The sequence below is a fragment of the Enterococcus raffinosus genome (genome assembly GCF_019175485.1).
In the GTDB taxonomy this organism is placed as follows: domain Bacteria; phylum Bacillota; class Bacilli; order Lactobacillales; family Enterococcaceae; genus Enterococcus_A; species Enterococcus_A raffinosus.
On the sequence record NZ_CP072889.1, the window covers coordinates 597,228 to 616,144 of the forward strand.

Sequence of the window (18,917 nt, forward strand, 5' to 3'; positions counted from 1 at the left end):
TTTATTTAAAATATACTTTGTAATAATTGTCCGATATAATAAATGAGTAGCCCTACAATATTAAAGTCTGTTTCTGGGAACGATGTACCAGTTAAGCCGATATTTTCCATAATTGGGTAGATTAATGCTGGGCCAACAGCAATCAAGATACCCACCACAAAGGAACCAACCACGCAGCCTTTCCAGCCGCCAGTGGCATTTCCGAATACACCAGCGGTTGCACCAATGAAAAAGTAAGGTACTGCTACCGGGATAATCACAATTGTTCCAATCAGTCCCATAATGATCATGGTAACTAGCCCACCTGCATAAGCTGCCAGAAAACCAATGACAGTCGCAGTTGGAGCAAATGGAAAGACTACCGGACAATCTAAAGCTGGCCTTGCGTTAGGAATAAGCTTTTCTGAAATTCCAACAAACGCGCTGACAATCTCTCCCAGAAACAGTCGTACTCCGGTTATGATTACATAAAGAGCTGCTGAAAAGCCTAAGCCTTGAAACAATGGATAAACTAACCAATTCACCCCGCCAGATAACTCTTCAACGGCTCCTTTTCCAGCTGCTATCGCTGCGATATAAAAGAAGATGATCATCGTGATGGAAACCCCTACGACATAATCCTTAAACATGGTTAACCAGCCCGGTAATTTCAGATTCTCCGTGCTATCCTCCGGTTTACCGACTTTCGAGCCAATCCAACCTGAAATCGCATAACCGACTGTTACATAATGCCCCATTGCCAGCTCGTCATCACCTGTAACTTTTCGCATGTACGGCTGAGCGATTGCAGGAAACAACCCGGCACAGATACCTAAAATAATTCCTCCAAAACCGATCGTCAGCGAATTGTTCATTCCTAAAGACTTGAACATGATGGTTAGTAACGCTGCCAAATATAGATTGTGCTGTCCTGTTAAGAAGATATATTTTAACGGTGTAAATTTCGCTACCAGCAAATTACACAAAAATCCGATCAGCATAACCAGCGAGACAGTCGTACCGAATTTGTCCTGCGCCAGCGCTGTTACCGCTTCGGCTAATGGTAAAACACCTTTTAAGCCGAATCCTTCTGCAAATAGTGCCTGAAAACTATCTAAAGAAGTGACAGCCGCTGCCGACCCAACTCCAAAAACTAAGAAGCCAACAATCGTTTTTAAGGTCCCTGAAATCACTTTATCTGCTGGCTGTTTTTGCAGCAGCAGCCCTGTTAAGGCAATAATACCAACTAAAATAGGTGCTGAAGATAGTAAATCAAACACCACTACCTTTAAGATTCCCATTATTTTTCCTCCTTTTTATTGATTTTGACTGTCAAAAAAAGCCTGTAATTTTGTTTCAATCTCTTTTTTATCCATCAGATTATTTATCCCAATGATATAAGGCACCTGACCTTTCAGCTCATCCGCAACATCTGCCATTGTAATCAACAGATCTCCCTTAAAACTTTTTACATCATCCAATGTGCTATGTTGGACCTCCAACGGAAACTGGTGTGCTCGCACGACTTGATCCACTTTGATTTTCAACATCATACTGGACCCCATTCCTGTTCGGCAGGCAATAAGTGCTTTCTTAATCATTTTTGCATCCTCTCTTTCTCAAAGTTTGTGATGAAATCAATAACTTCCTCTGGTTTTTCGGCATTATCCAATATTTGATAAAAAGCTTTTTGATCCAATAATTCGGCCAATTCAGACATAGCAGTCAAATGAGTTTGATTATCCAATGCACTTAACCCAAAAATGTATTTTACGGGATCATTCTCTTTGTTACCGAAAACGACTGGTGTCTTTAACGTTGCAATGCTTATACCGATTTTTTTTGCTCCAGATTCAGGACGAGCGTGAGGCAGTGCAACATGTTTCGTAATGACGATATACGGTCCTGTTTCTTTCGTGGTTTGAATCATTCCATCTATATAGCTAGGTTCTGCAACTCCCGTACTGACTAAAACATCTGTAGAGTTACGAATAGCCTCTTCCCAATCGGCAGCTTCGACTTGCAATTTCACCAAGTTCTTATTCGTAATTTCACTTAACAACGGATATTCACCTCCTTCTTCAATAACAATTTTAGAATGATTGGTATCTGCCAGAATCAACAACTCATTTTCAATTTTTTCATATTGCTCACTAGTAACGTATTTTTTAACAACCTTTAGAGCATCTGCTAGCATAGGATCTAGTAATGATTCATCGTTCAATAATCCGTACACACGCCCAATCAGCTCAAACTTTTCCTTTGCAGTCATGATCGGATTCACCACAATAAAGGGAATATTAATACTTAAGATATTTGGGGTAATCGTTGTGGTAAAAACAATATCAAAATGATCTGTTTGTAGTTCTTTATGGTAATCTTGAACAAAGAATTCGATACTCGGAAAGAGCGATTCAAGCTCTTTTTGCAAAATGATCGAAGTGCCAATTCCATTAGGACATAAAATTAACCCACGATTTCTCTTCACTTGTTCCTCTTGTTCCTCAAATGCAGCAGCAGCAAAATGAACCGTCAAAAATGCAATTTCATCTGCAGGTAGGTCTCGCTTAAACAATGGCTGGAGCGGCCTAATTGCCTCATTCACGAGAGCATAGGTTTCTGAATATTCTTTTTTTATTTTTGGTGTCAATGGATTAATAATTGGTAAATGATAAAATAATCGATAGTAGGTTGGTCTAAAATGTTCATACAATCTGCGAGTTACCGCTTCCCTGTCCAAAAATCTAATACCAGATAGACTCTCAAAACGTGCAATCAATCGCTGAACAATCTTCTTGATCATTGAACGGTCAGAAGTAGCACTATGGATATTTCCAGTGGATAATCCTAAAATCCATGCAGCGATATAATAGATATTTTCTATTCGTTCAATGTCAAAATATTCGCAGATATCCAGACTAAACTGATATTCATTTGACTGCTTATCAATGAAATCACTATTTATTCTTTGGAAGCCTTTTTGTTTGAAACGTTGGATTAATAAAATAAAACAATACGTAAACTCCTTAAATTTATTCTCAAAAAAAGAAATTTGATGTTGCTTACTTGCAGCTAAAATCTTACTTTCAAATTTTGAGTAATCAATGCTAAACTGCTTTTTCAAATAGCTTTCCAAAAAAAGCTCCCCATTATCCTGATGCAAAAAGGTAATTATTGTTTTCATTACCATGTAGCGAATATTTGCCTCATCACCGGATAAATAATACCCTCTAACTCGAGTGTATTCGACATTAATATCATTCCTTCGAAGCTGCTGTTTCACCTCCTTTAAATCACCAACAACTGTAGACCGACTGCTATCCAACATTAGAATCAAATGATCGATCGAAAGATATTCCAATGAACAAGATAAGGTTAAGAGAATCATCAACCGACGATTTTCTTTTGAGTGATAAACATCCGAAAAAAATTCCATTTTTAGCAAATAATTTTGCAGATGTTTTTCGGCCTGACCGTTAATCCTCAGCTCGTTGCCACTGACTTTAATCAACTCTTCACTATCAGAAAGCAAATCGTTGATTTTTTTGATCGAATACGTAATCTGTCTTCGTGTTAGTAAAAATTTGCTTTCCAATTCGGCGGTATCCCTTTGATTTCTAAAAGCAATCTCATGAAGAATTTCTAAATCTTGACTATCAATCATTTTCCTCAGCTCCTAAACAAAATATACTGTCAGCGCTTTCTCTATTCAATATTTATTGAATTCATCTTTTGTTTCAATGTCTTACAAATAATAAACAGACAGGTGTGAAAGAATTAAAAATCTCATCCTTGTTAACGTTTATTCTGCACTAAAGATAGAATAAAAAAACAGTATGTAAAAATCTGTTTATTTCCAAAACTTCCCATCTTTCCATATGTTGAAATCAAAATGACTTAGAAATAAAAGAATGGCATTCTGATGATCGACATGCAAAAAAAGGCACATTCTTCTCGAATGCCCCTTCTTTGTACGTGTGCTAATATATTTTTTTTAACAGTTCTGCTAACATTTGACTGGCCTATTTGCTGCCATAACATTCATTAAGTACTAGTAGTATTGATATCAGTTTATATATATCCCAACGATAAATCTTCTGCTACAAAAATTTGAATTTCGTCTCGATTTTCCTCTATAATTCTACCAAACAAAACAACCCATGATCCAAAGACCATAGGCTGCCTCTTCCTATCAAATTCTAAACAATCGGGATATAAATATCCGTCAAACTGGTGTCCTTCATATTCTTCGGTGGTTCCGTTACATATAGTTCAAATGGAACGGCATCGCGGGACTTGTGCGCAGTTTTTTCTCCTGCGTAATAAAGGGATTGTCATCGTACATCGTTAACACCTTGGTCTCATCTTGAACGATCAAATTATTCTCGGTGGCGAAGTCGAACAGCTCCTTGAACAGCTTCCTGCTTTGTTTTCTGAATTCTCCATAGCTGCCTCGAAAGCGAATATAGATGATTCTTTGATTCACTAGTTCCTCTGTAGTAATAGCAATTGGTTCAATCATGGAATCTCCTCCTTGTTTTTTTCTTTTACATGATTGATTATTCCATGAACCAATCAGGATTTCTTGGCAATTCTTGCTGTTTTCGATAGTCCCGCGGACTGACGCCAAATTGTCTTTTAAACGAGCGGCTAAAGGAACTGGAATCTGTGTAGCCATATTCCATCGCAATCGTCGTTATCGACAGCTTCGGATTGACCCGCAAAAAAATCGCGGCACGCTCTAGCTTGAACCTCGTAACGAATTCATTGACGGTCTCAGAGGAATACTGTTTAAAGATTCGATGAAAATGAAAGTCGGACAAATGAGCGTTTTTCGCCAGATCACTTAACGTAATCGTTTCCTTGAGATGACCCTCGATGTAATCTTCGGTTTTGTTTATTAATCGGAGATATATCTGCTTAGAATGAGTCATAGCCTTTTCCTTCTCTTAAGTTACTGCTTCACATTTATTATAGCAGAGTTGAACTGGGCTACTGATTTTTGCTTGTGTCCTCAAAATGAGAGGCTGGAGGTGTACCAGAAGCAACTTCTTCGGAAATAAGCTGATCACTTCTGTCACAACCTCACCATTTATAAGGATCTTGATATTCAAAAATAGCGGCTAATTCTTTTGCGGGGCGAGTCCTTCTATTTTTAAATAGTTTTTGGAGATTATCCATGCGACAACGGCTAGTACCGCCACGGATATTATCCCCGTTTCCCCAACAAGAAATGGCCGCATATCTCCACCGATGGATTGATCCAGCAGTAATTGCGACACCATATTGTGTGTCCCGTGCAACACTGCGGCTGGCCAGATACTTCTTGAGCGTAACGTCACATCTGCCATTGGATACGCTAAAGCGATGATCAGGATAAATAAGGTTGGCAGCTGATACCATAGAGGAATTGTTGACACGTAGCCAGCTAAAAAGACTGGAAGATGCCAAAGGAACCAGATAATCCCACAAATCGCCGTTCCTTTTCTAAATCCGAAAAGCTCATCCATCTTAGGCATCAGATACCCTCTCCACCCGATTTCTTCACCCAATCCTGTAAACAAATAGGTCAGAAGCAAGACAATAAGCAGTTGCGGCTCCTTCAGAAGCCTTAGCAACATATTCTCACCGAGTACGGATTTGCCATAAATCAGTACATAAATTGAGTAAGATATCCCCCAGTATATTAGCGGCAATAAGATCACATAAAGTATATACTTTACTTTGACTTTTCTGATCATCAATATATTTTCTCCTCGATGATAAACCATCTTCACGATGATTGCCGCAACACCGGGACACCACATGAGAAGTGTACTTACATCAAGCATGTTCTTTGCGATAATTAAGTAGTAGAAAATGCTGCTTAATGCAAAACAGAGAATAATAAACAGAAGCAATGATTTTTTTATTTTTGACATGTATACATCCACCTTTCAAGTAGGCTTACTAAGCCTAAATCCAGTATGCAAACTGAAGCTTGATTTTTCAAAAAATAGACGTTAAAAAACCGAATGAAGAATAGATATCCCTCCTTCACTCGGCCTCTTAACACAAAATTTTATACTAACTCATTTTCTATATGAAACATCCACTGCCTTAAAACCAAACAGTAAATGGGATTTCCTTCAGGCTATGCTACATCTGAGTGTGCGTACATCCGCATCCCAAGGAACAAAATGAGCACATCTAAGACGAGCCAGAATAGCAGCACCAGTCCCACATCTACTGCGGGAAACTCCCAATATCTCGACAGCATCGAAAAAGCTGACAGCGGGTCACATAGCTTCAACCATTCAGATTTTGGAAACAGCTGATAGAGTTGATAAGTGACGGATGGAAAGACGATCAAGCCAATTAGATAAGCAGCTATAGTAATACTCGTTTTTTTGGAGAAAACCAAGAGAACGTATCCAATGGCGATCATCCCAATATAAAGGGGGACAGACAAAACTATTTGAATCATCATTCTTAGTAATAGACCAAAAGTAAAACCGCCAAAGCCAAATAGAATGATCCCTGCGACCGCACTAACAAATAAGCAGCAGACTGTGTAGGTAAAACAGCAGAGAACTCCTGTGATGCATTTTGCAAGGTATACCTGCTTCCGATCAACAAAATAAGACAAGCTGTTTCGAATCGTGCCGGCTGAATAATCCGCACCTAAAATCGCTACCGCGAAGGTTAAGATGAAGAACGGGAATAGACCATCGTCACGCATCTGTTGAACAAAGGCACCGCCGTTTGCAGGGAATGATCTGGCTGCACTCGCTGTAGATTGAACACCAACACCGCCAAAGCCGCTGCCAGAATTCAGCATATTCATTCCGGTAATAAGAATAATCGTCATGCCCGCCAGTAGTACATTGCGAACCGCCGAGCCCCGTTTCAATCGGTATACATCCGCTCGGATTATATTTTTCATATCCATCTCTTTAATCTCTCCCTTCGATAATTTGGATGAAATAATCCTCCAAGTTGATTTTTACTTCATTAGTAGAATAGATTTTTATCCCATTCTTACTCAACTGTTCTAGGACTGCCGGCAAGTCGTTCATGTAGTCAAACAATCGAATTTCATTTTTAGGGTAAACTTCAAATCTATCTTTTTTGATCATTGATTGAAGGATAATCCTTGATTTATCAGCATTATCTACCCTCATGGAGAGGTGTCCTTGCGTATTTTTTTCTAGTTTTTTTGAGGTAAACTCTTTTAAAAGTTGTCCATGGTGAATCACACCATAGTGAGTCGCGACCTGTGTCAGCTCAGAAAGGATGTGACTTGAGAGCAAAATCGTAATGCCGTGTTCCTGATTTAATCCATGAATAATGTCACGGAATTCGATCATACCAGTTGGATCTAAGCCATTAATGGGTTCATCCAAAATCAGCAGCTCCGGCTCACCCATGATCGCTAGAGCCAACCCAAGCCGCTGCTTCATCCCAAGAGAAAACTGATGAAACGGTTTGTCGCCAGTGTCGCTTAGATTCACCTGCTCCAATACCTGCCCAATTTCCTGTTCTTCAGAACTCCCTCGTTGAATACGGTAATACTCGAGGTTTTCTCGAGCCGTCAGCTTCGGAAAAAAGGCGGGTGTCTCGATCATAGAACCGATTCGTTTGCGGGCTGAAATCAACTCATTTTTTTCACTGCTGCCAAAAAGTTCGATGCTTCCGCTCGTAGGCTGGATTAATGCGGTGACCAGTCGCAATAAGGTCGTTTTCCCCGCGCCGTTCTGCCCGATGAAACCATAGATTTCTCCCCTGTTCAATGTCATTGACAGGTTATTTACCGCCCTGCGGTCTGAATACTCTTTAACAAGCTTATTTGTTTTTAAAACTATTTCGTTCATTTTATGGCTCCTTTTTTCGTTCGATACTGCTATTACTATAGCCCTCCAACCTATACTGAACCTTGAATTTTGAGCCTCGATTGCCCTTAACAAATGGAAATCGAACTGCATTGTTTTGAGTGTTTCTGAAAGGAGGAATTTCCTTCATGGAGAAAAAAACACCCACCATAATTGGCGAGTGCAGGGGGATCTGTCTTCAAATTTACATTAAAACTTGGTTTATTGCCCTTGGCTATCAAACCATGCTAAAGCGTTCTTCAATACCTCAACAAATTTTTCACGATGTACTTCTTTTAAAACGAATGTGTTCTTATCAGTTGAAGCAATTCTTCGAAAATCACCATAGGTCAATCCTCGCGCGTAAGACTCATCTGTAATGACATGAATATCTGCGAAGCTTCCTTCGAAGATCTCTGGTTTTAATAGATAGACTATCGCGCATAGATCATGAATCGGAGAGTCTATAAAACCGAATTGACGACCCGACTTGTTATAAAAGGACAACAGCTCATACGCTAAGTGACTGACTTTTCCTTTATTCTTAAGCTGTTCAATCTCAGCAACAGTGATCTCAGCTTTTTCTGTCACGTCTAAACCAGACATGATAATTGGGATACCGCTTTGAAAAACAATCTCCGCGGCATCTGGATCAACGTAAATATTAAATTCGGCTAGCGGTGTTTGATTGCCGTGATGAAGCCCGCCCCCCATCAAAGATATTTCTTCAACCAGAGGAAGGACCTCGGGGTAATTTTTGATGAGCAAGGCGATATTGGTCAAGGGACCTAGGGCAACCAATGTAACAGGTTCATTGTTTTTTAGAATCGTCTCTGCTAAAAACTGAACACCATTGGTTGAACAGATCGGGTAATCCGCACCATCAAAATAGGGCCCATCCATTCCAGAAGCCCCGTGAGCTTCAGGCGCAGTCTGGAGTGCCTTAACTAAAGGACCTGCTTGTCCTGATGCCAAAGGAACCTCAACATTTAAAAAGCTTAAAACATTTTTCGCGTTATCTGTGACTTTCTTCAGTGTTTGATTGCCGCCGATCGTAGTGATTCCCAACACAGTAAAATGCTCTGGATTCGCTAGAGCGGCAATGAGCGCCAGCGCATCGTCATGACCTGGATCGCAGTCAATCAGAAGATTTTTCATGCGGTAACCTTCTTTCCTAGTTCATCCATCGTCATGATGCCTTCAAAGCCCAACGCTTTCGCTAATTGACAAATATATGGCTGCTTTAAGGCACTGACCCTTAGGATTTTTTCATCCCAAAAAATTTCTCTCGGTGTTCCTTCTTTTTGTAATTGCTTCTGGGCAAAAACCAGCACACGTTGAAATTCCTTAATTACAAACTCCATATCATGTGTGATGGTAATAACGGTTTTATTCTTGGCCGTTAATTCCTTAATTAGTTGACCTAACAATTCTGTCGATTCGCGGTCTTGACCAGCCGTTGGTTCATCCAGTATCACAACCTTAGGGTCCATCGCCATAACCGCGGCAATGGTGATAAATTTTCTCTTTGAATAAGGTAAATTATAGGGATGTTCCTTCAGGACTTCTGTTAAGCCGCATAACTCGGCTGCTTCCTCCACCCGCTCTTTAACAATAGAGGTAGATAGTTTTTGCTTTTTCGGACCGAAGGCGATTTCCTTTTCAATGCTCTCTTGAAAAATTTGATCGTCTGGATTTTGAAAAACATAGCCGACGTGCTTTGCCATTTGAGCGGTGGTATGTGTGTGTGTGTCTTTTTCATCAATTAAGACTCGTCCTTTAGTTGGTCGCAATAGACCGTTCATTAATTTGACCGTCGTTGTTTTGCCAGCACCATTTTGTCCTATGATTGCCACAGATTCTCCTAATTGAAAGTCCGCCGAGACGTTCTGGACTGCCTCAAAGCCATTGGGATAGGTAAAGCTGACATTTTCTAAGGTTAAGACATTCATGATACGGCGCCTCCTTTTAGTTTACTGATTGCTTCAGCCATCGTAATTGGTACAGCATCTGTTTGCTTTAGCTGCTTTAAATAGAACAGCGCTACCTGCGGCAAGGAACCACCGTGTATTAAAATGTCAGGATCGCTTAAAACCTGGTGGGCGGTCCCATGCTTTATGACTTGTCCTTCTTCTAATAGAATAATTTCATCACAATACTCGGCTAATAGATCCACCTTATGTTCAATCACGACGATCGTCTTTCCTTGTTTTTTTAGTTTGGCGATAATTTCAAAAACTTCTTCCGTACTTTGTGGGTCTAGCTGTGAAGTCGGCTCATCAAGAAGAATTACATCCGGATCTAACGCAACAATCGAGGCCAAGGCGACACGTTGTTTTTGTCCGCCGGAAAGCTCGAATGGGTTCTTTTCTTTTAACTCCTCTAGCTTGAAGAGTGCTAATAATTCCTGTACCTTTTTGCCCATGACTTCTACGGATAGACCAATATTTTCCATCCCGTAGGCCAGCTCTTCCTCCACTGTATCCTTTACCCCAGAGATTTGAGTGAACGGATTTTGTGAAGAATAGCCGATCTCAGCAGCCAGTGCACCGATATTGTATTCTTGAATAGATTTGCCCTTATAAGTAACTGTGCCCTTCAGCTCTCCTAAAAACATCGCAGGAATGAAGCCTCGCATGATATTACACAGTGTGGTCTTCCCTGATTGATTGCTGCCGATCAATCCATAAACTTTCCCTTCCTCAATGGATAGGTCAATATTTTTGATCGTCGCCTCAGCATCTAATGGGTATCGATACGTAACATTTTCAAGTTCAATTATGCTCATAATGGCCCTCCTACAAAATATGCGATTAATCCTGATAGACAAAGGATCACGACAATATAATCCACTGCGGTTTTTTTAACTGAGTAATAAGCCGTCTTCCGGATTGGCGCAGAAAATCCACGTGCCTCCAAGGTCAATACGCGTTCATCTGTTTGCTGGATGGAGGTCAACACTAATGGTCCCATCATAGGGATAAACGCCTTCATACGAACAAGAACAGAGCCTTCTGTCTCTATCCCTCGTGCCCGCTGCGCGTCTGAGATCGTGCGCGAAAGCTTGCTCATTTGAGGAACCAATTGAATCGTCGCAGAAATAACAAAGGTTACCTTCTTTGGAATCCTAGCTTTTTCTAACGCTGAAACGATATCCTTCACACTAGTGACCTGAAAGAACCAGATAATAATGGAGCTGATCGCTACAATTCGTGAGGATAAGCCAATGCTTGTGGCCAACCCGATTTGAGAATAGCCGATAAACCACCAGATCGATTGACTGTCCTCGTTTTGCACGATAAATACCTGAACTAGAAAAATAAACAACACAATGATAAAAATAGATTTAAAAAAGGTAGCTAAAAATCGGCCTATATTCCCCGAACAGAGGCTCAATAAGAGAGAAAGTCCAAACAATACATACTGCACCACATTAGCTGTCGAAAACATACTGATGATGATTACAGTCAGAACAATCATTAATTTTGTTGATGGGTACCATTGATCGATCGATTTAGCCATGCTTCAGGACCTCCTTGCTAATGTAAGGTGCGCCATAATTCAGTTTAATTAAAAAGCGTGGAGGAATACGTTTGACCACTAAAAAGCTGATCGCAAAATTCAAGATCGTATTGATCGTACCAGTAATCATATTTGTTGAAAAAACGGAGTCCCATAGCTGACGGCCAGCCGCTAGAAAGGCCGCGGTCACCAAGTCTGTCCCTGCTCCTGTAATCCCGCCAAACATAAATACAGTCACGACTGCTGCTGTCCCAGCAGAAACGATAGTTAATACTCCGCAAGCCACGATTATCCCGATTAGATGATTAAAAAATTTAAAGCGTGAGAAAAAGCCGGCAAAAAGGCCAATACTCATAGAAACTAGACCATAAGGAATCGCAACTGGATTCAGCATGCCGTTTACTACATTTCCTAAAAACCCTGTCATCAACCCAACCCACGGACCAGCGACCATTGCTACCAAATATGTACCAATTTGATCAATAAAGACTGGAAGCTTTAATATCGTACACAGTTGATAACCTACAACATTCAATGAAACACCTACAGGAATCAGCATCAATGCCTGCAGCCCAAAGTCATATCTTAAACCTCGTTTCATTTCTTCTCCTACTTTCCTTTTTTAGAAAACAAGCCGTCTCTGTAAGGGCTTCCTTCCTTTTTTTCTTAGTATAGTCAAAATGAAAATACCACGAAAGGTCACATGTCCTTTCGTGGCGGAAATACCCCATTTTCAAATATGGATCAAATGCTTTTGCAATCTTTGCCGTTCATTCGGCCCGATATAAAGTTTACGGTTTCTGCTGCTGATTTCTTGATTGTCTCGCAGCTTCTTTAAGGAGCGCCCGACGGTTCGAACACTCATACCCAGCTTATTCCCAATCTTTTCTCGGTTTTCCTTCACCTCAATGAAATCAGTCGTAGTACCCGCCTGCTTGTCATAGTACTCAACGAGAAAATAGCGGAGTCGGTCCACGCCTTCAAGCTGATAAAAAAGACCATCATTTCCTGAGCGATGATACAAATCCTCTGCTAAAAGATTTGCGCTTAGCCTTAATAAATCTAAGTCCTGCATGATCCATTGATAGACTGTCGCAGATGGAACACGTACCGCGTCAACATCAGCGGCACAAGTAACCGTCGCGATGATCTCCTCTTTCTGAGCTAACGTTTCCAGAAGCCCGATGCTGCCATTCGTTTCATCAAGTTGGAAATAGTCATACTCGCTGCCGTCTTCATATTCTCTTATCCCGACGGCTACGCCACTACGAATAAAATAGATATATTCTGGAAATTCACCACGTATGACGATCTGCTCATTGTTTTTAAACTTTACACTCGTATACTTGTCGCCTAGCCTATCTTGGATTTTAGTATAGTTAAACCGCTTCTCACTCCCGTAAAGCTGCCACATTTTTTTTAATCGATTCCTCTCCAATAGCGTCTCCTCTCAATTTTCCATCATCCAGTTACCCTCAGCATCCTGTTCATTGACTGTTTTAATGACTATAGCATACGCACGTATCCTGACAATACCAACAGTATCTCCTTACCCAATTTTTCTGCTGCCGTTGTGTCCTTCCTTTTTAAGGGGAAGTCGAAGAGTGAACTTCGTTGTCTCATTTAGGGTACTCTCCACCTTGATCGAACCATCTAATTGCTCTACGATACTTCGCGCAATAGAAAGGCCTAACCCATAGCTACCTGTGTGCTTTTGACGAACCTCGTTGGTCCGATAAAAGCGATCAAAAAGCTTGGGAAGATCCTCCTCAGTGATCCCAGCCCCAGTATTAGTAAAGGTTATTTTGATTTCCTTCGCTTTTGATTCCATCAATACATCAAAGGTTCCCTTTTCATCGGTGTATTTCCCAGCATTCTCGATGAAAATATCGAAAAGCTGCTGTAGCAGAGCTGCATCGGATTTTACGACTACTTTGGTCAGCTTTTGATTGACCGTAATTGATTTCGCCGCAAAGATCGTCTCGTAATTCGATAATGTATCCTTTAACAGCTCGTCAATAGAAAATTTCGTGAAGGTCATTTGCTCAAAAAGATTGTCCGTTTTCGCGATCGTCAGCATTTTGTTCACTAGTCCATTCATCCGCTCTGTTCCCCGCGAAATATTGTCCAGCCAGTTTAATTGTTCCTGTATCGTGTCTTCCTGACTAGAATATAGAACACCAACATTGGTAGAAATAATGCTTAACGGCGTCTTCAATTCATGGGAGGCATCTGCGATAAACTGTTTTTGCTTTCGCCAAGCTTCCTCCATCGGAGCAATGGCACGATTCGTGAAATAAATGATGATCAGGAAAAAGAAGAGCAGTAAGCCCACTCCAACAACCACTAAGGTCATTGAAAGAGAAGCCAAGCTTTTTTTCGAGTCTGTTATATCTAAAAAACGCATCAGGTAGGTCGCATCATTTTGGCTGATATTCTTGTCCTCGTCCTCATAGTCAAAATCTGCGATAGCCGGTGCAACCATGTATTGCCATTCTCGACCATTCATTTTTAGAGTACCGCCTTCTTGATTCTTCCATGCGTATTTAGCTGCTTTTTTATACTGTTTTTTTGACAGCTCTAAGGCAGAATCAATCATGATCGGCTTGCCGTTTTCATCCACCAGCATGTTGAAATAAACCCCTGCACCAGTGACAATCCGATTTATCTCCATGGTGTCGGCAGGTTTCTCATCAAAGGTCACTTTGCCGCCGGTGATTCGCAGCTGCTCCGCCTGATTCAATTTATCCAGATTATCGGACTGCTGCTTCAAGTAGGTCGTGATAAAAATTGTTGTGAAGGCTGCGATCAAAATGATCGCCACAAATCCTGTCGTCATCAGAATCAGACGTTTCTTAAATTGATTAATCATTGATGTCACCATTTGAAAATTCTAGGCAATAGCCTAGATTCCGTACCACCTTGATCTGTGTCCTACTGTTAACCTGTCTTAATTTCTTCCTTAAAAGAGAGACATGCATTTCCACATGATTGTACTCAGCCTCTGAATCATAGCCCCACACCTTCTCGATGATCTGATCTTTTGAAAACAATCTCGGATAATTGGTCACTAAAATTTCTAAAATATTTGCTTCCTTTTTCGTTAAGCGAAGCGTTTCGGTGTGCGTTTTCAAACTCAAATTATAGGGATTTAGTTCAAAATCACCAAAAGTGAGAATTCCATCGATCTTGAATTCTCCATTTCTTCGTCCTAAGGCTTTTAGTCTTGCGATCAATTCCTGATACTGAAACGGCTTGCACAAATAGTCATCCGCTCCACTATTCAAACCATCAACACGATCCTCCAGCTCGCCCTTTGCAGTCAGCATGAGTATGGGAATATCAATGCCCGCCTCTCTTGCTTCTTTTAACATTGTCAATCCATCCTTTTTCGGAAGCATAATGTCAAGAATCGCTAGATCATACACCCCTGAGCGTAAGCAATCGCCCCCATACTCTCCGTCATCGGCTAGATCAACTAAGTAGCCTTGTTTTCTTAAAATTTGTGCCGTCGCTTCTGCAAGCATCGACTCATCTTCTACAAGTAAAACCCTCATTTACTGTCCTCCTTACCACTCAGCGTCTCCCTCATTATATAAGATGAAGCTCTAATGAAGCTTGAATACTAAAAATAACACCTGTAACGATTGTTTTTTTAGTAAAAAATAAAACTTCCCCTCATCAAAAAAATCTTACCTAATAAAAAATAATTTTTCTCTTGCGATTACAGCTTCATTATAGCTTCATCCCCTACACTAAACTCAGAAAAATGAAATGAGGTAGATATTATGAATAACAAGAAGTCAATGAACGATCATCCGAAGCAACCGGCCTCCTGGTCTGCTATTTTAAGAAACCTGCCTTTTACGGTCAGAGTATTCGGTCTTACTATTGTAATTGGTCTTTCACTTGTGTCCTACAACATTGGGAAAGCCGTTGCTGAGGCAACCGCCTATAACCAAACGGACGTTTCCTTCACAAACAAGAGAAAACAAAAAACAAAACTGGATGATGTGAAAATTCGTCGGAACAATGGCAAATGGGAATTCTCTTCCGATGAAGGCGTGTCATGGTCTACCACTCCGCCAGAAGGTCTCTACGAAGATGAAGACGGACGTTTGCGCTACAAAAATTCTAGGTCAAAAAGCATCAGCCGCTCCTCAACTGAAGACATCGTCAACTTTCCATTTAGTGACAATTCCATCAATGGGACGATCATGAAGCGCAAAGACAATAAATGGACCTTCTCCTCTGATGGCGGAAAGACCTGGACAGAAGAAAAACCAGCAGGCGTGGAAATCGATAAGGATGGCAAATTGACTTGGAAAAGTGAGGATGAGAAAAATGTCTCAACGTTTGATCCGAACAGCAATCAATGGAAGTATTCTGAAGATGGAGGGAAGACTTGGTCCGATCCATTAGAAGAAATTGAGGATTGGCTTGATAAAGGCATTACCGTTCCGGTCGAAGGGGGTGTTTCAATGAAGGTTAATGATGGGAAAATCCAGTATTCCACAGATGGTGGAAAGACCTGGTCCGAGGAAGCACCTGAAGGCTTTGAAGACAAGGTGAAATCCCTCATCACTAAACAATCAGAAGACGGGAAGACCCTCTACTCCACTGACGGCGGGAAAACATGGAGTGAAGAAAAGCCAGAGAACTTCACGATTCCAAATGTCGAAGATCTGCTAGATGACCTTCCGGATGAACTATTACCTAAGTCTGAAGATATAACGAGTAACTCCACGGCCATTTAAGCGATTGAAGCTGTAAAAAAGGCAGAGACTGAACGAATCGGTCTCTGCCTTTTTGCAGCTTCTTTTAACTAAAACTTATTTCTTCAACTGCTCCTTCAAAAGTCCCTGAACTCTGGCTAATTCATCAGGTGAAATTCGTTGATAGGATACACCGTCCTGCATGAAGCCTTCTCCCTTTGCTTGTTCAGATTGAATCGTGCGGAAGGCACCACGATAGTTTCTTGCCAGCAGCTCTAGATTTTTGAAGGAGAGGTCTGTTTGGATATTGCTGTCTAGGCTGGCTAGAATTTCCTGATAGCTGCTTAGTCCCTTGATACTGACTGCCTGCTTCATGATTCCTGTGATCACCTGCCGTTGTCTGGCCTGCCGTCCGTAATCCCCTTCCGGATCATCGTAGCGCATACGGGAATACTTTAATGCCTTGCTACCATCTAAAAACTGTGGTCCTTTTGGAAATTCGGTTTCCTCATAGGTAAAGGCGAAGGGATTAGAGACCTCGATTTCTCCCACAGCATCCACCAGCGATTCGATGCCCTTCATATTGATCGTCACATAATAATCGATGGGAATAGCCATTAATTTTTCGATGGTGGCGATTGTCATGGCTGTCCCGCCAAAGGCATACGCATGATTGATTTTATCCATCGTATCATGTCCGACAATCTCGCCATAGGTATCTCGTGGAATGCTGACTAGAACGGTTTTCTTAGTAGCCGGATTGACTGTCGCTACCATGATCGTATCTGAACGTCCCTGCTCTGTTCGGCCCAAAGAGCCTGTATCGACCCCTAAGAGCAATACGCTAAAGGGCTCCTGCTTCTTCAAATCAACCGGATCTAAAGCCAGTGTTCTCGCTACGGCTTTATAGGCTTCATCGGTGGTTTCTTTCACATCATACAGAATCTTTGCGCCGACAGCCGTCAGCAGCAGGACTAGGAAGAGCAGGATACTCACTAACGTAATCAGGATTTTCTTCAGCTTCTGCTTACGCTGCTGAGTATTGCGCTTTTTCTTTTTCCCCATTTGCTTCCTCCATTACTTGATCGTCCTATAAGTTCTGCGCCAGGATGTCAGCGATTCGTTCGCTGGCCTGGCCGTCACCGTAAGGATTCACTGCCTGAGCCATTTTTTGATAAGCTTGCTTGTCTTCGAGCAGCTTCAGGGTTTCCTGATAGACCGTTTCTCGATCTGTGCCCACGAGCTTTAAGGTCCCTGCTTTTATTCCTTCTGGTCGCTCCGTCGTTTCACGCAGGACCAACACAGGAATGCCAAGGGACGGCGCCTCTTCCTGCACGCCACCAGAATCGGTCAGAATCAGATCACAGCGCTGAGCGAAATTATGAAAATCAAATAGGTTCAACGGTTCGATCAGCTGAATGTTCGTTAGTGTCCCTAGCTCTTTTTCGGCTAATTGACGAACCACAGGATTTTTATGCATTGGGAAAATGATCTCTAGCTCTTCTTTTTCCTTCGCCAGCTGTGCCAAGGCTTGAAAAACACTCGTCATCGGCGCTCCGATATTCTCTCGACGGTGCATCGTTACTAACAATCGAGTTTTATCAGGAGCTGTCAAAGCGGGGTGGGAATAGTCTTCCTTCAGCGTATACTTCATCGCATCGATCGCAGTATTTCCTGTAACAAAAATCTGCTCCTGCGGATGATTTTCCTTCTGTAGATTTTCAGAACTTTCCTTGGTCGGAGCAAAGCAAAGATCCGATAAAGTATCAACCAATTGGCGATTCATTTCTTCTGGAAAAGGGGAATACTTATCCCAAGTACGCAAGCCCGCCTCTACATGGCCGATAGGTATCTGCTGGTAGTAAGCGGACAATGCCGCCGCAAAGGTCGTGGTCGTATCGCCATGAACGAGAACAATATCTGGTGCTTCCGCTGTCAGTATCGGCGAAAGCTGTTCAATGATCTGTGTCGTTATCTCACTTAAGCTTTGCTTTTCCTTCATAATATTCAGATCTGCGTCCGGTGTGATCTGAAAAAAATCCAATACTTGATCTAGCATATCGCGGTGCTGACCTGTAACGACTACTTTTGATTGAAAGCGCGGGTCCTTTTCCAGTGTCTTCACTACGGGGGCCATCTTGATCGCCTCTGGTCTGGTGCCAAAAATTGACAATACTTTCATCGGCATATGTATCTCCTTTTTATGCGTATTCTTCTGCTATAACAAAGAATCTTGAAGGAGAAGCGTTCCTCCTTCAAGATCCTTCACTTTCATACAAAACTTAGCGGATTAAGGATCTAATCAATAAAAGATCCATTGCTCTTTGCGAAATATCGGACAATGAAAAAATCAATTATTTTAGATTCCATGTTTTAAGGGCTTTACCTGCTGGAGCATATTGTAGCTGCTTCGCCTTTTCTCCTTGCCCGATCAGATAATACAACTTGCCCTTAGCGGTTTCATCTGGCTTCAAGACACCGCCAAATGCCTCCATTTCCTCAGTGACGCTGTAGGCTTTATCCTTTTTATCGGTCACCAGTCGAAAATCGATCGCTCCCATACCTTTATCGTCGGTACCAATATTTTTGTACTCTACCGTAAAGGTGATCAGCTGCTTCGGCTTTTTGGCTTGGTCCACAGACTCACTGCTGGTCACGTCAGTAATTTTCATTTCAATCCCATCCGCTGTGAAAGGTTCGTTCAATCCATCTTTTACTGCTACTTTAGCAACTGGAGCAGTGCTTTCTCCGCTGTTATCTACTTGCTTATTATTCGCAGATTCGCATCCCGTTAAGAGAAAACAAACCGCAACAATACTTAATAATAATTTTTTCATCCAAAATCTCCGTT

Annotated in this window: 19 protein-coding genes and 1 pseudogene; 1 reads left to right on the top strand and 19 read right to left on the bottom strand. The window is 41.5% G+C overall.

The window, feature by feature from the left end; translation table 11 throughout:
• Window positions 1-5 precede the first annotated feature (5 nt).
• The 16 genes and pseudogenes from J9537_RS17440 to J9537_RS17515 form a co-directional block, all read right to left on the bottom strand.
• Complete coding sequence (locus tag J9537_RS17440; RefSeq protein ID WP_070508976.1) at window positions 6-1,280, bottom strand: PTS ascorbate transporter subunit IIC; 1,275 nt, start codon at window positions 1,278-1,280, stop codon at window positions 6-8.
• Between the two features lie 15 nt (window positions 1,281-1,295).
• Window positions 1,296-1,580, bottom strand: a complete 285-nt coding sequence (locus J9537_RS17445) for a PTS sugar transporter subunit IIB (protein ID WP_083284944.1) — start codon at window positions 1,578-1,580, stop codon at window positions 1,296-1,298.
• On the bottom strand, window positions 1,577-3,643 hold the full coding sequence (locus tag J9537_RS17450) for a BglG family transcription antiterminator (RefSeq protein WP_218257371.1): 2,067 nt from the start codon (window positions 3,641-3,643) through the stop codon (window positions 1,577-1,579). The genes J9537_RS17445 and J9537_RS17450 overlap by 4 nt, the downstream gene beginning before the upstream one ends.
• A 535-nt stretch (window positions 3,644-4,178) precedes the next feature.
• Window positions 4,179-4,501: pseudogene (locus J9537_RS17455) on the bottom strand (hypothetical protein).
• 37 nt (window positions 4,502-4,538) lie between these two features.
• Window positions 4,539-4,913, bottom strand: a complete 375-nt coding sequence (locus J9537_RS17460) for a helix-turn-helix transcriptional regulator (RefSeq protein WP_070508978.1) — start codon at window positions 4,911-4,913, stop codon at window positions 4,539-4,541.
• Window positions 4,914-5,102: 189 nt separating this feature from the next.
• Complete coding sequence (locus tag J9537_RS17465) at window positions 5,103-5,900, bottom strand: CPBP family intramembrane glutamic endopeptidase (protein ID WP_070508993.1); 798 nt, start codon at window positions 5,898-5,900, stop codon at window positions 5,103-5,105.
• Window positions 5,901-6,112: 212 nt separating this feature from the next.
• Window positions 6,113-6,904, bottom strand: a complete 792-nt coding sequence (locus tag J9537_RS17470) for an ABC transporter permease (protein ID WP_083284946.1) — start codon at window positions 6,902-6,904, stop codon at window positions 6,113-6,115.
• 10 nt (window positions 6,905-6,914) lie between these two features.
• On the bottom strand, window positions 6,915-7,832 hold the full coding sequence (locus tag J9537_RS17475; protein ID WP_070508996.1) for an ATP-binding cassette domain-containing protein: 918 nt from the start codon (window positions 7,830-7,832) through the stop codon (window positions 6,915-6,917).
• 219 nt (window positions 7,833-8,051) lie between these two features.
• Window positions 8,052-8,987 carry a nucleoside hydrolase gene (locus J9537_RS17480; RefSeq protein ID WP_070509000.1) on the bottom strand — a complete coding sequence of 312 codons (936 nt, stop codon included), beginning with the start codon at window positions 8,985-8,987 and terminating at the stop codon, window positions 8,052-8,054.
• A complete protein-coding gene (locus tag J9537_RS17485; RefSeq protein WP_070509002.1) occupies window positions 8,984-9,781 on the bottom strand; it encodes an energy-coupling factor ABC transporter ATP-binding protein in 798 nt (265 codons plus the stop codon). Before J9537_RS17485 ends, J9537_RS17480 begins: the two co-directional genes overlap by 4 nt.
• Window positions 9,778-10,617 (bottom strand): energy-coupling factor ABC transporter ATP-binding protein, encoded by an 840-nt coding sequence (locus J9537_RS17490; protein ID WP_070509005.1) that lies wholly within the window; start codon window positions 10,615-10,617, stop codon window positions 9,778-9,780. Before J9537_RS17490 ends, J9537_RS17485 begins: the two co-directional genes overlap by 4 nt.
• Entirely contained in the window at window positions 10,614-11,351 is a 738-nt protein-coding gene (locus J9537_RS17495; protein WP_070509007.1) for an energy-coupling factor transporter transmembrane component T, read from the bottom strand. Before J9537_RS17495 ends, J9537_RS17490 begins: the two co-directional genes overlap by 4 nt.
• Window positions 11,344-11,952 carry an ECF transporter S component gene (locus tag J9537_RS17500; protein ID WP_028020252.1) on the bottom strand — a complete coding sequence of 203 codons (609 nt, stop codon included), beginning with the start codon at window positions 11,950-11,952 and terminating at the stop codon, window positions 11,344-11,346. The genes J9537_RS17495 and J9537_RS17500 overlap by 8 nt, the downstream gene beginning before the upstream one ends.
• A 132-nt stretch (window positions 11,953-12,084) precedes the next feature.
• On the bottom strand, window positions 12,085-12,789 hold the full coding sequence (locus tag J9537_RS17505; protein ID WP_083284945.1) for a Crp/Fnr family transcriptional regulator: 705 nt from the start codon (window positions 12,787-12,789) through the stop codon (window positions 12,085-12,087).
• 111 nt (window positions 12,790-12,900) lie between these two features.
• Window positions 12,901-14,223 carry a sensor histidine kinase gene (locus tag J9537_RS17510; protein ID WP_218257372.1) on the bottom strand — a complete coding sequence of 441 codons (1,323 nt, stop codon included), beginning with the start codon at window positions 14,221-14,223 and terminating at the stop codon, window positions 12,901-12,903.
• On the bottom strand, window positions 14,216-14,908 hold the full coding sequence (locus J9537_RS17515) for a response regulator transcription factor (RefSeq protein ID WP_070509009.1): 693 nt from the start codon (window positions 14,906-14,908) through the stop codon (window positions 14,216-14,218). The genes J9537_RS17510 and J9537_RS17515 overlap by 8 nt, the downstream gene beginning before the upstream one ends.
• A gap of 231 nt (window positions 14,909-15,139) precedes the next feature.
• Between J9537_RS17515 and J9537_RS17520 the strand changes: the two genes are divergently transcribed.
• A complete protein-coding gene (locus J9537_RS17520; RefSeq protein WP_070509011.1) occupies window positions 15,140-16,108 on the top strand; it encodes a sialidase family protein in 969 nt (322 codons plus the stop codon).
• A gap of 75 nt (window positions 16,109-16,183) precedes the next feature.
• Here J9537_RS17520 and J9537_RS17525 read toward each other — a convergent pair whose 3' ends face one another.
• The 3 genes from J9537_RS17525 to J9537_RS17535 all read right to left on the bottom strand — a co-directional run bounded on the left by J9537_RS17525 (window position 16,184) and on the right by J9537_RS17535 (window position 18,903).
• Entirely contained in the window at window positions 16,184-17,131 is a 948-nt protein-coding gene (locus tag J9537_RS17525; protein WP_028020247.1) for an LCP family glycopolymer transferase, read from the bottom strand.
• A gap of 25 nt (window positions 17,132-17,156) precedes the next feature.
• Window positions 17,157-18,254, bottom strand: a complete 1,098-nt coding sequence (gene wecB, locus J9537_RS17530) for a non-hydrolyzing UDP-N-acetylglucosamine 2-epimerase (protein WP_028020246.1) — start codon at window positions 18,252-18,254, stop codon at window positions 17,157-17,159.
• A gap of 166 nt (window positions 18,255-18,420) precedes the next feature.
• Window positions 18,421-18,903 carry a DUF4352 domain-containing protein gene (locus J9537_RS17535; protein ID WP_028020245.1) on the bottom strand — a complete coding sequence of 161 codons (483 nt, stop codon included), beginning with the start codon at window positions 18,901-18,903 and terminating at the stop codon, window positions 18,421-18,423.
• Window positions 18,904-18,917: the final 14 nt, after the last annotated feature.

Bases quoted from the DNA above. Each gene is read 5' to 3' on its own strand.
- J9537_RS17440 (WP_070508976.1), bottom strand. From the start codon at position 1,280: ATGGGAATCTTAAAGGTAGTGGTGTTTGATTTACTATCTTCAGCACCT.
- J9537_RS17445 (WP_083284944.1), bottom strand. From the start codon at position 1,580: ATGATTAAGAAAGCACTTATTGCCTGCCGAACAGGAATGGGGTCCAGT.
- J9537_RS17450 (WP_218257371.1), bottom strand. From the start codon at position 3,643: ATGATTGATAGTCAAGATTTAGAAATTCTTCATGAGATTGCTTTTAGA.
- J9537_RS17460 (WP_070508978.1), bottom strand. From the start codon at position 4,913: ATGACTCATTCTAAGCAGATATATCTCCGATTAATAAACAAAACCGAA.
- J9537_RS17465 (WP_070508993.1), bottom strand. From the start codon at position 5,900: ATGTCAAAAATAAAAAAATCATTGCTTCTGTTTATTATTCTCTGTTTT.
- J9537_RS17470 (WP_083284946.1), bottom strand. From the start codon at position 6,904: ATGAAAAATATAATCCGAGCGGATGTATACCGATTGAAACGGGGCTCG.
- J9537_RS17475 (WP_070508996.1), bottom strand. From the start codon at position 7,832: ATGAACGAAATAGTTTTAAAAACAAATAAGCTTGTTAAAGAGTATTCA.
- J9537_RS17480 (WP_070509000.1), bottom strand. From the start codon at position 8,987: ATGAAAAATCTTCTGATTGACTGCGATCCAGGTCATGACGATGCGCTG.
- J9537_RS17485 (WP_070509002.1), bottom strand. From the start codon at position 9,781: ATGAATGTCTTAACCTTAGAAAATGTCAGCTTTACCTATCCCAATGGC.
- J9537_RS17490 (WP_070509005.1), bottom strand. From the start codon at position 10,617: ATGAGCATAATTGAACTTGAAAATGTTACGTATCGATACCCATTAGAT.
- J9537_RS17495 (WP_070509007.1), bottom strand. From the start codon at position 11,351: ATGGCTAAATCGATCGATCAATGGTACCCATCAACAAAATTAATGATT.
- J9537_RS17500 (WP_028020252.1), bottom strand. From the start codon at position 11,952: ATGAAACGAGGTTTAAGATATGACTTTGGGCTGCAGGCATTGATGCTG.
- J9537_RS17510 (WP_218257372.1), bottom strand. From the start codon at position 14,223: ATGATTAATCAATTTAAGAAACGTCTGATTCTGATGACGACAGGATTT.
- J9537_RS17515 (WP_070509009.1), bottom strand. From the start codon at position 14,908: ATGAGGGTTTTACTTGTAGAAGATGAGTCGATGCTTGCAGAAGCGACG.
- J9537_RS17520 (WP_070509011.1), top strand. From the start codon at position 15,140: ATGAATAACAAGAAGTCAATGAACGATCATCCGAAGCAACCGGCCTCC.
- J9537_RS17525 (WP_028020247.1), bottom strand. From the start codon at position 17,131: ATGGGGAAAAAGAAAAAGCGCAATACTCAGCAGCGTAAGCAGAAGCTG.
- wecB (WP_028020246.1), bottom strand. From the start codon at position 18,254: ATGCCGATGAAAGTATTGTCAATTTTTGGCACCAGACCAGAGGCGATC.
- J9537_RS17535 (WP_028020245.1), bottom strand. From the start codon at position 18,903: ATGAAAAAATTATTATTAAGTATTGTTGCGGTTTGTTTTCTCTTAACG.